The following is a 14,486-nucleotide window of genomic DNA, read 5'->3' on the forward strand; positions in this document are numbered from 1 at the left end:
GTTCACTGTGCTGGCTTAACAAGTTGCGAATAACTACAAAACAGACAAGTAAGGCACTGCTCGCAGGGGGGCAAGAAAAGCCACCAACTGGTTTTGTTAATCGGCAATGCGAAACCAAAATAGTTGAGACAAAAATAGCCCATCAGCGCGAGTAACATCAGATTGGCAATACTGAGTACACATAACTGTTGTTGTTGCTTACGATACCCCTGCCAAGCACTATAGACCGCGCCGAATAAACAAAATAAGGTACTCGCAACAACTACGATCGGGTCGGCAATAGCGGCAGGTAATAGGTTTGGAAGTAGGCCGATAACCACAGTAATGAGCATGACAGTAATCGACGTTTTACGTTTGACTGGCGCTATCAGTGTTTGATTCAAAGCAACTAAGAGGCTTGGTGCAGCTATCAGTAGTAGGGGCAGCACCGCCGTTTGTAGCCAAGGTGTATCGGGGTGCAAATAGCGATAGCCATAGCCAAATACGTAAATACCTATCAGTGCCAAAGCACTAATGTATGCCGTGGCCAATAAAAAGCGGGCTTGTCGTGACAGAATAAAAAAGAATAAGGTGGTCAATATCAGCGTTGCCGCGAGGCCCATCACCGCCCCGAATAGGCTATTGAAGCTGCTTTTGTATTCAAAGTAGCTCTTCAGAGTATGCACCTGAACCGGCATTCTAAAGCCGTCACTGGCGATCACTTCGATGTAGACCCAGTGCTCCCCAGGGCTACGGGTATCAATATAAAAGGACAGTGATTCATCTTTAAAAAGTCGATCTGCACTATCAACTTGACTACCTATAGTACGCGTATTGATTAGCTTATTATCACGTAAATGAAACGCTTTGAGGCTATCTATTAATGGGTTATCGATGGCAATAATATATACGCTGGGTGGGTGTTGGTGAGAGCTTAAATTCACCCGCAGCCAGCCATAACGCACTTTGTTGCCCAAGTTGATAAACGGCTTATTAAGGGGTTGCCAATGGGGTGAATTTTGCGCTGTTGCTAAGGAGTCTGCTTCGGTATTGATACTCATGCTTGAGGCGAGCGCTGAGCACGACCACAGCAGCATCATCGCCCAAGCAAGCACACGCATAACTAACGCAGCTCCACATTAAACAATTGGCTAAAATTATGTTTGGTCTGCGCGATGATCTCTGCCTCAGTACATGCGTAGCGTTGAGCTAAGTGGGTGACTACGTAGCCAAGGTGATGGGGTTCACAGCGCCGTGACTTTGGTTTTGGCCGTATTGTCCGAGGCAGGAGGTAAGGAGCGTCAGTCTCAACTAGTAATCGCTCCCTAGGAATATGCGCCAAGGCTTCATTGAGCGCTTGCGAGCGACGTTCATCACATACCCAGCCTGTGATCCCTAAATACAGGCCCAACTCAAGATAGTGCTGAGCCTGTTCAGCATTGCCGGTAAAGCAGTGCACAATTCCACGCGGTTGGTACTCTCGCAGCAGTGCTAGCATATCCGCACTGGCATCACGTTCATGTAAATACACGGGCAGCGCTAATTCATTTGCCAAAGCTAGCTGGCGAGCAAAAATCTCGCGCTGTACAGGTCGCGGTGAGAAGTCGCGGTTGTAGTCGAGGCCGCATTCACCAATAGCCAGTACTTCACTTTGACTGGCTAGCTGGGCGATAACTTGCTCGAACTCGGCGCTTGCATCTTTTGCATTGTGGGGATGAATACCGGCGGTGCAAAACAACTGATGGCGACGTGCCAGCTCAACTGCATGCTGGCTATCGCGCTCGTCACAACCAATCACTACCATATTGGTGATACCTGCGTCGCGAGCACGAGCAACCACAGCGTCAGTATCTGCTGCAAATTGGCTGCTTGTGAGATTGACTCCGATATCTATCATGGCAGCTACTTAATCAACGCGTTTAACACGGATAGACTTATTTGCACCTTGTTTTTTCAGTAGGAATGAGTTGAACATGCCACGGCTAATAATCACTGTATCATTGCTATTCAAACGAAAATGTTCGGTGCCAATTTGGCGCCATTTTTGGCCGTTATCTAGAGTCAAAATAAGCTCACCATAAGGGGCTTCATCAACTTTGCTTACACGCGCGCGAAGCTCGTTATTATCGTCTTTTTGTTCTTTTTCTTTTTTATGCTCTAGGCCAAAGTCTGCTTTATTGGCTTTGCTATGTTTTGCTGGCGCACCGGCAACACTTGCGGCTTGCGTTTTTTTATTACTTTGCGGTGCAGCGTTGGTGTTTTTCACTTCGCCTTTAGGCATAGCATCAATAGGTTTGCCGGCCATGATGTTGTCGTAGCACAGCAGGCGACGAAAATCATTTTCAATAAAGCTACAGGCCTTTAGCGCTTGAATATTCACGCCGTCATTGGCTATGGCTGCGGGAGAAAGTGTTCCCACCCAAGCGGTGAGCACGGCAGATACTAAATATTTTTTCATTGTTTTTCTTCCTGTGGTGATTTAGCGCTATAAAAGGCGGCCAAAATCAGGCCGAGCTCAAATAATAACAGCATCGGTAAGGCGAGCAAGGTCTGTGATAACACATCGGGGGGCGTTAGAAACATCGCGACCACAAAAGCCCCAACCACGATATAAGGGCGCTTTTGCTTTAAACTCGCGGTGGTCGTTGCCCCACTCCAACAAAGCAGCATGATGGCTACCGGGATCTCAAAGGCAATACCGAAGGCGAAAAATAGCTTTAATGCAAACCCTAAATAGCTGCTGATGTCTGGCGTAAGCGTCATAACCTCAGGGCCAATACCGGTAAAGAAGCTGAGTACGATGGGTAGGACAACGAAGTAACAAAAAGCGATACCACCGTAAAAAAGTAAGACGCTTGAGAGCAAGATAGGGATCAGCATGCGCTTTTCGTGTTGATACAGTCCCGGCGCAATAAAAGACCATACTTGATGCAAGATAAAGGGGATGGCAGCAAATATGGCAACAAAAAGTGTAAGCTTAAAAGGCGTAAAAAACGGTGCGGTAACATCGGTGGCGATCATCTGGCTGTTTGCTGGCAAATGTGCAAGCAGAGGCGCTGCAACAAAGGCGTAAATGTCGTTGGCAAAATACACGAGCGCAACAAACACCAACAATACGCAAAGCAATGAGCGCATCAAGCGATTACGTAATTCGACCAAGTGGGCAATAAAGCCGCTCTGTTGGGGTTCACTCATCTTTGTTACTGCTGTCTTTTTTTGGTGCGTTGTCATAACTGCGAGTGACTGATTGCGCCGCTTTATGCAGCTCTGCCACTGAGTCTTTTACATCGTCAGGAAGGTTTTCCATATTTTGCTGCTCAGCCTTTTTAAGGTTCTGATGTAGCTCATGTACACGCAGTTCCTCGTTGACCTGTGCAGAAATATTGTTGGCCATGCCTTTAGCTGTTTTTACCCAGCGGCTTACCGTTCGAATGGCCACAGGTAAGCGTTCGGGGCCAAGGACAATAAGACCTACTACGAACACCACCAATAATTCCCACATGCCCATGGGTGGCTACACCTTATCTTTGTCTTTTTGACTAGGGTTTTCTTCAGCCTGTTGTTTCGATTCAGAAATTTTAGCGTCATCTGATTTTGCATCGGGCTTATTATCGTCATCCGATACCGCTTTTTTAAAGCCTTTTACAGCATTACCCAAATCACCGCCTATATTACGCAGCTTTTTAGTGCCAAAAAGTAGCACGATGATCGCCAATACGATCAACAACTGCCAAATACTAATACCGCCAAAACCCATAACTGTCTCCGAAATGTCCTACTAAACTGTGGCGAAGTATACCGCGCACAAAGATGATGTCATAGTGCTGTTAGCCTTTACGCCAAGCAGCAAACAGCGCTGCAAACCCGGCGACGGCACTGACTGCTGAAAATACAGGATGTTGCGCCAGCGCGACTAAACAAGCAACGATCAGTCCTGTGCAGCCAGCTAACGCTAAAATAATCGCTTTGTGATTGGTTGCTGGTGGCGCAGGAGGATGCTGTTGACGCCTCAAATTATGGTAGATCAGATCCGGTAGCTCAGGAAACTTCTCTGCCCAAAATGGTAAGTTGGCGTACATTTGTTTGGCGACCGCCCAAGGCCCTACTTGCTGTTTAACCCAGTCTTCTAAGAAGGGTTTGGCGGTTTTCCACAGATCTAGCTGAGGGTAAAGCTGTCGCCCTAGCCCTTCGACATAAAGCAGTGTTTTTTGCAGTAGTACGAGCTGTGGCTGCACTTCCATATTAAAACGTCGAGCGGTATTGAATAAATTAACCAATACATGACCAAACGAAATTTCCGCTAGCGGCTTGTTAAAAATGGGCTCGCAAACAGTGCGAATAGCAAATTCAAACTCTTCAATACTGGTATCGGCAGGGACCCAGCCGGAATCCACATGCAGCTCAGCAACCTTACGATAATCACGATTGAAAAAGGCGATAAAGTTTTCCGCTAAATAGCGTTTATCTTCTTTATTTAAGGTACCAACAATGCCACAGTCGATGCCGATATATTGCGGGTTGTGAGGGTTATCAAAGGAAACAAAAATATTGCCAGGGTGCATATCCGCATGGAAAAAGCTATCGCGGAATACTTGGGTAAAAAAGACCTCAACGCCACGTTCCGCCAATAGCTTCATATTGGTACCTTGTTTTAATAAGGCATCGGTGTCGGATACGGGAATGCCATATATACGTTCCATAACCAGCACATTGGTGCGGCTAGAGTCGCTATACACAAAGGGAATATAAAGTGATTCCGAGTCTTCAAAATTACGTCGTAGCTGAATCGCATTGGCGCCTTCGCGCATCAGGTCGAGTTCATCGAGAAGGGTTTTCTTATACTCCTTAACAACCTCCACCGGACGTAAACGGCGGCCTTCTTTAAGCAGTTTGGCGACAACTCGGGCGCATTGCTGCATCAGCGCTAAATCGGCATCTATTTGCTTTTTGATGTTAGGACGAATGACTTTAACGACCACATCTTGGTGGTCACCGTCGTTGTCAATGAGAGTGGCCGTATGCACCTGCGCAATTGATGCGGAAGCCAAGGGAGTCACATCAAACTCACTGAACACGTCGCTGATATCATTAACTTCCAGTGCTTGCTCGATAATGGCTTTGGCCTGATCACCTGCAAAAGGAGGAACTTGGTCTTGTAGCAGAGCCAGCTCACTGGCGATTTCCGGTGGTAGCAAGTCACGACGGGTAGAGAGCATTTGCCCAAACTTAATCCACACCGGCCCTAATGTTTGTAGCGCTAAACGTAAACGCACGCCTGCGGGTTTATCCTTATGGCGATTACGTAACCAAAAAATACTGCGTCGAGCCAATTTGGCAAACCAAGGAAGCTTCTGCTGTGGCAGCAGTTCATCGATGCCATACTGCAATAAGGTTTTAGTGATGAAATACAGTCTTGCCGCAGACAAAGGGCACCTCTTTACTGTGTTTGCTGAACGTGCGTCAACAACGCATCTATACGTTGTTCAAGATGCTGGACGTCGGATTTTAGCTGGCGACTCTGGCGCGTGAATTGTTCTAATTCTAGCGGGTGAATACTCACTTTAAGTTCATCCTGCAAGAGCGTGAGCACGATATGGTCGAGTTTAGTGAGGCTCTGCTGAGCTTGCGTTTTACCTTTACTGAGAGTTTGCCATAGCAACTGTGCTGGCGCATCACCGATATATTTAGACCAGTGCTCGGGCCAATCAATATCCAAATCATTAAAGGCTTGGCTGTAGGCTTGGGCCAGATGAATATCGCCTTCAAGGTCGAGCTTATCTTGGCGGATAAGCTGGGTGAGCAAAGAGGGATCCTTTAGCTTCATTAATGTATCAGTATCAGCGCTAATAAAGCATTGGTGTTGCTCGGGTGCTTCATTATGGGCTTGCAGCATTAGCCCTGCATCACTATAGTGAACACTTACATACTGCTGCCAGTCACGAATGTGCAGTACCAGCACTTGAGTGTTTATCTGTTGCAGCCTTTGCTGCAACTGCGGATCAAGCAGTATCAGTCGGTTAGCCAGCTTTTCAGCGCTGGCTACAGCAAAGTGAGAGAGCATATTTGCCTCTTAAAATTTAAAGCCACGGTGGAGGGCAACAATGCCCCCGGTCATATTTTGATAACTGGTTTGCTCAAAGCCCACTTCTTTCATCATGGCTTCCAAGGTGTCTTGGTCCGGGTGCATACGGATTGATTCTGCTAGATACTTGTATGACTCACTGTCATTGAGTACCGCTTTACCGACCTGCGGTAAAATGTTGAATGAGTACATATCATACAGTTTAGTAAGCACTTCATGTTCAGGCTTGGAAAACTCAAGAATCAGCAATCGTCCACCGGGTTTTAATACGCGAAACATCGAAGCAAGGGCTTTGCTCTGATCGGTCACATTACGTAAACCAAACGCAATGGTGATCACATCTATGCTGTTATCGGGAAATGGCAGCGCTTCGGCGTTCATTTGTACATATTCAATGTTGCTGACTAGGCCTCGGTCGCGCAGTTTATCGCGACCCACTTTAAGCATCGAGTCATTGATGTCGCCGAGAATCACCTTGCCAGTCTCTCCCACTAGTTGGCTAAACTTAGCGGTTAAATCGCCTGTACCACCGGCCAAATCTAGTATGGTTTGCCCTTTACGGGCTCCTGAACTGGCAATGGTAACCCGTTTCCACAAGCGGTGGATGCCAAAAGAGAGCAAGTCATTCATCAAATCGTATTTGGCAGCAACAGAGTGGAAAACATCCGCTACGTGGTTAACTTTGTCGCTTGTAGCAACCGTTTTATAGCCAAAATGGGTGGTTTTTTGCTCAGCTTCTTTCATCTAATTTAAGCCCAGAGGGAGAGTTTGTCATAGTGTACTTGAGGCCCTGTAACAGCTCAAGGATTAAGCCGTTTTTAGCAAGCGCAGAAGCTAATGAGTGGATGAGACGAGGGCGCTAAAGTTAGGTTCTTGCTGGCGATGTATGGTTTGGCATTGAAACGCCACACCAGGGAGCTGTTTACCACTGCGTGAACTTACAAAGCGAAGCTTACTGATGCCGGCTTGAACTTTTTCGGCAATGAGGTCCACGGTTTGTGCCTCGACGTCGGCCATCATAATGGTAAATTGCTCATTTTGGGTGCGCCCGCAAAAACCACTTTCTTTGACATATTTGTCTATTTTGGTGGCCACTTTTTCGAGCATTAAATTACCAATGCTGTCGCCGTAGTCATGACAAAACTGTTGATAGTTTTCGACATCAATACGGATCAAAGAGATTTGATGCTGCTTCTTGGCCCAATACTGAAATTTTTTATCGAGATAATGACGGTGATAAAGGCCGGTGAGTGGGTCGAGATGGTGTTTGTCTTTAAGGCGTTTTAGTTGCGATTTAGTACTAAGGTATTGCTGTTTTATTTGCTCCAGTAGTTGCTTAAACTTTTGCATTTGCCCTTTTAACACTAGGGTATGCTCGGCTAACTTACGCAGCTGGTGTCGGCTTTTATCAACATCATGTTCATCTAAAGCGCGAGCACAACGATCAATTTCGAGGTGGTAATGGTCGATGTGTTTTTGATTGCTTTTGCTATTGCGCTCTAGATTACCTATCAATTCGCTAATACGTTCAACCATAGCGGTCTGCTTTTGATGATCCGGTGTGAGATATTGTATATACAACTCTTCCATTAACACTGAGTCAATGGTGCGGCCTTCGGTTAAAGCAGCTTGTAAGGCCTCACTCAGTGCACTTTCGCCTTCACTCACATGCTGGTACAGCACATGGTAATTTAAAGGTGTTGGCGGCAGCGCATGCAGTTCGAGCAAATGACAGACTTGGGTCATTTTCTCTTGCGCGTTGGCCATGGAGTCATGGAACATCATAATCACAATCACCAGGTTGAAATGGAGGTGCAGCCAATCCTAGCTTGCTTATACATCCCTTAGCGGTATTAAAAAGCAAATTGTTCTCTTTTGGAATACTCTGGTTACATAATTGCGACCAAGCGCCCACTTTATGCGCAGAACCGACATTTGGACGCTGGTCGCAAGCGGTTGGCTCGCGCGCTGTGGTAGGCTAGAGTATGGCGAAATGCACAATCAATGAGAATAAAGCATGAACCTAGGAACACATATTAAGCAACTGGCATTGGCCTGTGCGATTCCTCTTGCTTTGGGTGGCTGCGCAAGCTCAGCACACAAGACCAATACCAATAACCAGTTCACCACATTGGCTGAGCAGGTTGTCAGTTATCGAGAAAGCGTCAACCCGTATAAGCAAGAGGTTGACGGGTATTTGCTCCCCAATTTATCGCCTGAATTCTTAGAGCAGCAATACCAAGATAAAACAGCATTATTGAATAAGCTTAAAGCTATCGATAAAAGCACGCTCAGTGAAGAGAATCAGATCAATCTGCAAATTTTGACTGCGCAGGTGCAAAACAGTGTCGATGAGTATGTGTTCAATGCGCACTATATGCCCCTGACCTCCGAATATGGTTTTCACTCATCCTTGTCATTTATGGTGCAGCGTGGAGATTACAGTTCTGCTCAAGGGTTTGAAACCTACTTAGCGCGCCTGCGCCAAGTGCCTCGGTTCTTTGAGCAAAACATCTATTGGATGAAAAAAGGGCTCGAAACAGGGTTAACGCAACCTAAAGCCGTGCTTGCCGGCTATGAGGAGTCGATAAGCGCGTACTTGGTCGATGATGTCACCGAGTCTGCGTTTTATGCTCCTTTCAAGCGTAACACCGCAGGGGTGAGTGATGAGGCCTTTGCTGAGCTGCAAGCGCAAGCTAAGCGCGTTATCGGTGAACAGGTATTGCCAGCATACCAAGGCTATTACGATTTCTTTACGCAAACCTATCAGCCAGGTGCACGTGAATCGATAGGGATTTCTGAAGTGCCAAATGGCAAAGCGTATTATGCTAATCGAGCGCGTCATTACACCACCACGCAGATGACTGCGAAAGAAATTCATGAGCTCGGTCTGCAAGAAGTGGCTCGTATTCGCAGCGAAATGCAGGCGATTATTGATGATTTAGGATTCGAAGGCAGTTTTGCTGAGTTTATTGAATTTTTACGTACCGACCCACAATTTTACGCTAAAACACCGGAAGAGCTATTGAAAGAAGCCTCATTCATCGCCAAAAAGATGGATGCGCAGCTGCCTAAACTATTCAAGCAGTTACCACGCAAACCTTACGGTGTCGCTCCGGTGCCAGCGAGTATTGCGCCAAAATACACCACAGGTCGTTATGTGGGGGCAAGCAAAGAGGATGAGCCTGGTTATTACTGGGTTAATACCTATGCACTGGATAAACGGCCATTATATGTTTTAGAAGCTTTGACCCTACACGAAGCCGTACCGGGTCACCATTTACAAATTGCCCTCAATGCTGAGCTTGATTACCTACCTAGCTATCGACGCGACGCCTATCTATCGGCCTTTGGCGAAGGTTGGGGGCTGTACAGTGAGTATTTAGGCTTAGAAGCGGGCTTCTATCAAGATCCCTACAGTAATTTTGGTCGTCTTACTTATGAAATGTGGCGTGCAGCGCGTTTAGTGGTCGACACAGGCATGCACATGTTCGGTTGGAGCCGTGATAAAGCGCTGAACTTTATGCGTGATAATACCGCGCTGTCGCTGCATAATGTGAAAACCGAGACTGATCGCTATATCTCATGGCCGGCCCAGGCGCTGTCATACAAAATTGGTGAGCTCACCATTAAGCGCTTGCGCGCTAAAGCGGAAAACGCTTTAGGCCATGATTTTGACGTGCGCGAGTTCCACTATCAGGTCTTGCGCCATGGCTCAATTCCTCTTAATGTACTGGAACAACAAATAGATAACTATATCGACGAGGCACTTGCTAACAACCAAAACGGTGCCAAAGCGAAGTAAGGGAAGGGCGCAATTGCGCCCATAAGTATACTAATAAGGCGAGCTATGCCGATTATTTTAAAGCGTGTGCTACTGACGATACGCAATCATATTGACCAACTTAGTTGGCAGGTTGTGGTGTTTGTCACCTTGGCACATATGGCACTCACTTGGGTGCTATTGTCAATTGCTGGGGAGCATGCGCTTACCTCTGCGAATACCTTTTTTTATTATTATGTCGTGACTACCTCAACGGTGGGTTACGGCGACTTTAGTCCGACTACAGAGATGGGCCGCTTATTGGTGGCTTTGGTTCAGATCCCCTTCGGTTTGGCCTTGTTCGGCATGTTGCTGGGTAAAGCAGGGCAGTCCATCACACATTTAATAAGGCGCGCTATGACAGGTGAAAAAGACGTGACTCATTTTGCTAATCACATCATTATTTTTGGTTGGCACCCAGTGCGCACCAGAAAAATGGTGCGCTATATTCTTGCTGATGAAAAGCGGGTAAAGCGTGAAATTGTACTCGCGGTAACCGATGATATGGAGCACCCGTTTTTCTCTGAGCCCGATGTCAGCTTTGTTAAGCTCAGTAGTTACACCGATGAAGAGCAACTTAAACGTGTAGGCATTGCCACAGCAGATAAAATAATTGTTGAGGGAGCCGATGATAACCAAAGCTTCACTACGGCACTAAAGATTAGCAAGCTGGTAAAGGAAAGTGCCCATATTTGTGCTTATTTTGACGATGAAAGCAAGGCACAGATGCTAGGTGAGCATTGTGCTAATGTGGAGTGCAGCTCTAACCGCACAGCGGAAGTCTTAGTGCGCTCTATGGAAGACCCAGGGGCGAGTCGGGTGCAACAGGAAATTATGTCTAGTCTGCATGGGGATACCCATTTTTCTATGATGATCCCCAACGATGTCGGCCAGTTTACCTACAACGATATTTTTACGGTATTTAAACACCAATACGACGCCACTATTTTAGGGATTGCTCATAATCGCAGCGCCTTAGATATGGATTTAAATCCGCCGTTGGATTATGCCATCCAAGGTGGCGATATCATTCACTACATTGCCCCCGAGCGGGTGTTGGCATCCGAGGTTAAATGGCCTTAACTATTGCTTGTACTCATAGCAGTTCTCGCTGTTGTACAAGTAAATAGCTTGCCAGTATTGGACTGCGGGCCCAGCCCCATGGGCTCGCGGTTGACGCTCTTTCCCCTAATGCGCTGAGCTGTATCGCTTGCTGTGAGAAGGGATGTATTTTCATCGCGGTGATAAAGCTCACAGCAACTCGCACTTTCGCTAAATACAATGACGTCTACGGAGAAGGGTATTAGCCCTGCACCCCATGTTTTGTTGGCTGAGTGGTCCGACATGGCTGATGTGCGTGCTTCCTATTGGCTTTTGCGCTAAACGTTTATATGAGCGATAGCGGCAATCAAGCGTTATTTATTTTCAATATACGTGAACCTTTGTAAGCCATAGCGCGTCTTGCTAATAAACACCTGGAAAGGCTATGAAACAATCTTATACGGCATTGCTGGTCTTAGCGGCGCAGGGCGGTGATAAGCAGGCGTTTAGCCAATTATGCGAGCTACACTATCAAGCGAGTTATCGTTTTGCTTACAAGCTGTGCCAATCTCCCCAAGATGCTGGTGATATTACTCAGGAAGTATGGAGTAAGGTAGCCAAAGATATACGTTCGTTGCTGGAGCCCGGAGCATTCAAAGCTTGGTTATTTCGTGCTATTTACCGGCGCTTTATTGATGTAATACGGCGTCAGTACAAAGAGCAGGGTATAGCCGAAGCACCGTTAGTGGCGGCGCAACCTATAAGTTTGGAGCAAAGCCTAGATATTTTGAGTCTGATAGCCAGACTGCCTTGGGGGGAGCGTCATACAGTGTATTTGTTTTACCTTGAAGAGCTAGCCATTAGCGACATTGCAGTGGTGTTGGATATTCCTCAAGGCACAGTGAAGTCACGCTTGCACAAGGCCAGAAAAAGATTAAGCCAATGGGCACAGCAATAGGAGAGAGCGTTATGAGTGTTGAGCAACAAATTAAAGCGAGTTTACACAGTGAGCAAGCGCAGTTAGATCAGATTTTATCTCGTGAACAGGGCTTATTTAATCGCCTTGGGCACATCTATAGTGGCTCTATGCGCCGCTGGGTTTGGCTTTCGACGTTGCTTGCTCTACTCGCGACGGCGGCTTTTATTTATGCTGGTTACCGATTCTACATGGCCACCGTTATCAACGAGCAGGTATTTTGGGGAGTGTGGTTTATCGCTGGGCTGTTGGTGCAAATAGCCATCAAATTGTGGCTATTTATGGAAATGAACCGCACTTCAATATTACGTGAAATAAAGCGCAGCGAGTTAAACTTGCAGAGCGCGGGCGCGGCGTCGCGACAATCAAGCTAATCACTATGCATGCGTCGGCAGGGCATGTGTGAACGGTTCAGGTAATACAGGCCGACCGGGGCGTCGGCCTGTGAGCGCGGTTAGTCTAGTGCTTTAAAGCGAATGGCGGTGCCGCCGCTTGGTGCCAAGCGCAGGGTTAAGCTATCTTGGCTGCTCACGTTTTCGGTGTGAATGTCCATGCTGTAGGGGTTGTTTACCCACTCGGCATCTTCACCATCGGCATATATCTGCGCTTCAAAATGCTTTCCTGGCTCGAGGAAGTCAAGTTTAATGGTGATGTCTCGAGCTTGCCCATCGGTGATAGCACCGAGGTACCAATCCTTGCCAGAGTAGTTATCGCGTTGACGCTCTTTACGAGCAAAAACCACATATTCACCCATTTCGCCAGCAATGGCTTGGCTCTTTTCCCAGTCGGTCGGTACATCTTGGATAAATTGAAACGCTGCTGGTTTGGCGAGATAGTTCCTTGGCAAATCGGCGGCCATTTGAATCGGGCTGTATAACACCACATACAGTGCTAACTGCTTTGCCAGCGTTGTTTGCGGGCGATTAGTATCAGCACCTAAGCCGTTGAAACCCATGTCGAAAATGCCCGGCGTGAAATCCATAGGCCCGGCGAGCATACGCGTATAAGCCAGCATCGGCGTGTGCGCGGGGGGGTTGGGCGGCGTTCCCCAGGCATTAAACTCTTGGCCTCGGGCTCCTTCGCGAGTGATCCAGTTTGGGTAGGTACGGCGCAAGCCGGTTGCTTTAATTGGCTCATGGGTATTGATACTGAGCTGATACTTGGCGGCAAGTTTAATATTGTGGAGATATTCATTGACCATAAACTGGCCGTCATGCCACTCATAGCGAGCAATGCCTTGTTCATCAAGGCGCTTGATATTGCCACCATCGGCAACATAACCGGTTTTGATCTGGCTAACACCATGGCGCTGATAGAGGGCGAAGGCGGCGTCCATTTGTTGGCGATAGTTACTGACATTGCCGGAGGTTTCATGGTGACCAATTAATTTTACGCCACGCTTTTCGCCGTATTTGGCAATGGCCTCAATGTCAAAATCATCGTAGCTCTCGGTAAAGCTGAATAAGTCACCGTTATAGAACCAATCACCATCCCAGCCTTGGTTCCAGCCCTCAACCAACACTCCGTCAAAGCCATATTCACTGGCGAAGTCCATATACTTGCGGGTGTTTTCGGTGGTAGCTCCGTGCTTGTCGCCACTGCCCCAGGTGTTTTCATTGATGTGCATGCCCCACCAAATACCGACATATTTACCGGGTTTAACCCAAGACACATCACCGAGTTTATTGGGCTCATTGAGGTTTAAAATCAGGTGTGAGTTGAGTAATCCAGTGGCTTTATCAGCAATTTGGATGGTCCGCCAAGGAGTGGTGAAACCATTTTTTGTTTTCACTGCGATGCCATCGGACCAAGGAGTTAAATCGGCCTTGAACGTGCCTGGTCGGCGTTGGTTCAAAGTCATGCCCGCGTAGTCGACCAGTGCTGCCTCGTGAATACTGAGGTGAACACCATTTTGCATTTTTACGGTGAAGGGGGTGTGTACATGGGCGGCTTCAGCAGTGTTAGTGCGGTTGTAAACGTATTCATAGCGATTCCAGCCTCGAGCTGGGATCCACAGCGCTTCATTGTCTTGGCCAGCAAGGACAAATTCGGTGAGCTCATCGGTAATACGGTAATCGGGGCGCTCTTTACCGGTAAGCTCATAGCGAAATCCAAGGCCGTCATTAAACACTTTTACGCGCACGGTATAAGACTGCTCAGCTGCTTCTGGGTCGCTAAAAGTAACCGCCAACTCATTATGATGATCGCGAATTAAACGTTGCTCACCCCAGGGTTGTTGCCAGGTGGTGTCGGCACTGTGGCGTTCACTGTGGCTAATAGTTAAGTCATCACCTAGCGGGGCGGCATGGGCAAAATAAAAACCCAGTTTAGATGGGTTAATCACCGCTTTGCCAGCGTAACTCACATGATAATGTGGCGCCCCTTCGTCGCTTAATGTAAGCGTGATTTTGCCATCGGGAGAGCTAACATCGACTGTTTTTGCCAACGCCAAAGGTGAGGCCAGTAGTAAGGGAAGTAATAATCGCATCAACCTATCCTGCTTGTTATACCCGAGGCTAAAGCGATGGCTGTCACGTGTGCTGGCAAACGCAGGCCTACAGGTACTTGTATTGGAAGTATTAAGA

General features: G+C 47.4%; 15 protein-coding genes. 4 read left to right on the forward strand and 11 right to left on the reverse strand.

Annotated elements, in window-relative coordinates; genetic code table 11:
• Nucleotides 1-2 precede the first annotated feature (2 nt).
• The 10 genes from PRUTH_RS00580 to PRUTH_RS00625 form a co-directional block, all read right to left on the reverse strand.
• Nucleotides 3-1,100 carry a 7TM-DISM domain-containing protein gene (locus PRUTH_RS00580; RefSeq protein ID WP_151172281.1) on the reverse strand — a complete coding sequence of 366 codons (1,098 nt, stop codon included), beginning with the start codon at nucleotides 1,098-1,100 and terminating at the stop codon, nucleotides 3-5.
• Between the two features lie 2 nt (nucleotides 1,101-1,102).
• Nucleotides 1,103-1,876, reverse strand: a complete 774-nt coding sequence (locus tag PRUTH_RS00585; RefSeq protein WP_138510092.1) for a TatD family hydrolase — start codon at nucleotides 1,874-1,876, stop codon at nucleotides 1,103-1,105.
• Between the two features lie 9 nt (nucleotides 1,877-1,885).
• Nucleotides 1,886-2,437 carry a hypothetical protein gene (locus PRUTH_RS00590; RefSeq protein ID WP_151172282.1) on the reverse strand — a complete coding sequence of 184 codons (552 nt, stop codon included), beginning with the start codon at nucleotides 2,435-2,437 and terminating at the stop codon, nucleotides 1,886-1,888.
• Nucleotides 2,434-3,174, reverse strand: coding sequence for a twin-arginine translocase subunit TatC (tatC, locus tag PRUTH_RS00595; protein ID WP_022943903.1), 741 nt, complete (start codon nucleotides 3,172-3,174; stop codon nucleotides 2,434-2,436). Before tatC ends, PRUTH_RS00590 begins: the two co-directional genes overlap by 4 nt.
• Complete coding sequence (gene tatB, locus PRUTH_RS00600) at nucleotides 3,167-3,487, reverse strand: Sec-independent protein translocase protein TatB (protein ID WP_022943904.1); 321 nt, start codon at nucleotides 3,485-3,487, stop codon at nucleotides 3,167-3,169. Before tatB ends, tatC begins: the two co-directional genes overlap by 8 nt.
• 6 nt (nucleotides 3,488-3,493) lie before the next feature.
• Nucleotides 3,494-3,736, reverse strand: coding sequence for a Sec-independent protein translocase subunit TatA (tatA, locus tag PRUTH_RS00605; protein ID WP_138510096.1), 243 nt, complete (start codon nucleotides 3,734-3,736; stop codon nucleotides 3,494-3,496).
• 70 nt (nucleotides 3,737-3,806) lie between these two features.
• Complete coding sequence (ubiB, locus tag PRUTH_RS00610; protein WP_151172283.1) at nucleotides 3,807-5,405, reverse strand: ubiquinone biosynthesis regulatory protein kinase UbiB; 1,599 nt, start codon at nucleotides 5,403-5,405, stop codon at nucleotides 3,807-3,809.
• 11 nt (nucleotides 5,406-5,416) lie between these two features.
• Nucleotides 5,417-6,040, reverse strand: a complete 624-nt coding sequence (locus tag PRUTH_RS00615; RefSeq protein ID WP_151172284.1) for a ubiquinone biosynthesis accessory factor UbiJ — start codon at nucleotides 6,038-6,040, stop codon at nucleotides 5,417-5,419.
• 9 nt (nucleotides 6,041-6,049) lie between these two features.
• The gene (ubiE, locus tag PRUTH_RS00620) at nucleotides 6,050-6,805 is read right to left on the reverse strand and encodes a bifunctional demethylmenaquinone methyltransferase/2-methoxy-6-polyprenyl-1,4-benzoquinol methylase UbiE (protein ID WP_022943908.1); all 756 of its coding nucleotides are present in this window, start codon (nucleotides 6,803-6,805) and stop codon (nucleotides 6,050-6,052) included.
• Between the two features lie 90 nt (nucleotides 6,806-6,895).
• Nucleotides 6,896-7,846: a GGDEF domain-containing protein gene (locus PRUTH_RS00625; RefSeq protein ID WP_151172285.1), complete on the reverse strand. Its 951-nt coding sequence runs from the start codon at nucleotides 7,844-7,846 to the stop codon at nucleotides 6,896-6,898.
• 232 nt (nucleotides 7,847-8,078) lie between these two features.
• On the opposite strand from PRUTH_RS00625, the gene PRUTH_RS00630 reads away from it, so the two are divergent.
• The 4 genes from PRUTH_RS00630 (at nucleotide 8,079) to PRUTH_RS00645 (ending at nucleotide 12,275) form a co-directional block, all read left to right on the forward strand.
• The gene (locus PRUTH_RS00630; protein WP_151172286.1) at nucleotides 8,079-9,866 is read left to right on the forward strand and encodes a DUF885 domain-containing protein; all 1,788 of its coding nucleotides are present in this window, start codon (nucleotides 8,079-8,081) and stop codon (nucleotides 9,864-9,866) included.
• A 45-nt stretch (nucleotides 9,867-9,911) separates the two neighbouring features.
• A complete protein-coding gene (locus tag PRUTH_RS00635) occupies nucleotides 9,912-10,967 on the forward strand; it encodes a potassium channel family protein (protein ID WP_138547900.1) in 1,056 nt (351 codons plus the stop codon).
• Nucleotides 10,968-11,370: 403 nt separating this feature from the next.
• Nucleotides 11,371-11,883 (forward strand): RNA polymerase sigma factor, encoded by a 513-nt coding sequence (locus tag PRUTH_RS00640; protein ID WP_151172287.1) that lies wholly within the window; start codon nucleotides 11,371-11,373, stop codon nucleotides 11,881-11,883.
• 11 nt (nucleotides 11,884-11,894) lie between these two features.
• Entirely contained in the window at nucleotides 11,895-12,275 is a 381-nt protein-coding gene (locus PRUTH_RS00645; RefSeq protein WP_022943914.1) for a DUF6768 family protein, read from the forward strand.
• 80 nt (nucleotides 12,276-12,355) lie between these two features.
• Here PRUTH_RS00645 and PRUTH_RS00650 read toward each other — a convergent pair whose 3' ends face one another.
• Nucleotides 12,356-14,389, reverse strand: a complete 2,034-nt coding sequence (locus tag PRUTH_RS00650) for a glycoside hydrolase family 97 protein (RefSeq protein ID WP_151172288.1) — start codon at nucleotides 14,387-14,389, stop codon at nucleotides 12,356-12,358.
• Nucleotides 14,390-14,486: the final 97 nt, after the last annotated feature.

Origin of the sequence: Pseudoalteromonas ruthenica (genome assembly GCF_008808095.1) — a bacterium.
Classification (GTDB): Bacteria; Pseudomonadota; Gammaproteobacteria; order Enterobacterales; family Alteromonadaceae; genus Pseudoalteromonas; species Pseudoalteromonas ruthenica.

Coding starts and splice junctions, on each gene's coding strand:
- PRUTH_RS00580 (WP_151172281.1), bottom strand. CDS start 1,100: ATGCGTGTGCTTGCTTGGGCGATGATGCTGCTGTGGTCGTGCTCAGCG.
- PRUTH_RS00585 (WP_138510092.1), bottom strand. CDS start 1,876: ATGATAGATATCGGAGTCAATCTCACAAGCAGCCAATTTGCAGCAGAT.
- PRUTH_RS00590 (WP_151172282.1), bottom strand. CDS start 2,437: ATGAAAAAATATTTAGTATCTGCCGTGCTCACCGCTTGGGTGGGAACA.
- tatC (WP_022943903.1), bottom strand. CDS start 3,174: ATGAGTGAACCCCAACAGAGCGGCTTTATTGCCCACTTGGTCGAATTA.
- tatB (WP_022943904.1), bottom strand. CDS start 3,487: ATGGGCATGTGGGAATTATTGGTGGTGTTCGTAGTAGGTCTTATTGTC.
- tatA (WP_138510096.1), bottom strand. CDS start 3,736: ATGGGTTTTGGCGGTATTAGTATTTGGCAGTTGTTGATCGTATTGGCG.
- PRUTH_RS00615 (WP_151172284.1), bottom strand. CDS start 6,040: ATGCTCTCTCACTTTGCTGTAGCCAGCGCTGAAAAGCTGGCTAACCGA.
- ubiE (WP_022943908.1), bottom strand. CDS start 6,805: ATGAAAGAAGCTGAGCAAAAAACCACCCATTTTGGCTATAAAACGGTT.
- PRUTH_RS00625 (WP_151172285.1), bottom strand. CDS start 7,846: ATGATGTTCCATGACTCCATGGCCAACGCGCAAGAGAAAATGACCCAA.
- PRUTH_RS00630 (WP_151172286.1), top strand. CDS start 8,079: ATGAACCTAGGAACACATATTAAGCAACTGGCATTGGCCTGTGCGATT.
- PRUTH_RS00635 (WP_138547900.1), top strand. CDS start 9,912: ATGCCGATTATTTTAAAGCGTGTGCTACTGACGATACGCAATCATATT.
- PRUTH_RS00640 (WP_151172287.1), top strand. CDS start 11,371: ATGAAACAATCTTATACGGCATTGCTGGTCTTAGCGGCGCAGGGCGGT.
- PRUTH_RS00645 (WP_022943914.1), top strand. CDS start 11,895: ATGAGTGTTGAGCAACAAATTAAAGCGAGTTTACACAGTGAGCAAGCG.
- PRUTH_RS00650 (WP_151172288.1), bottom strand. CDS start 14,389: ATGCGATTATTACTTCCCTTACTACTGGCCTCACCTTTGGCGTTGGCA.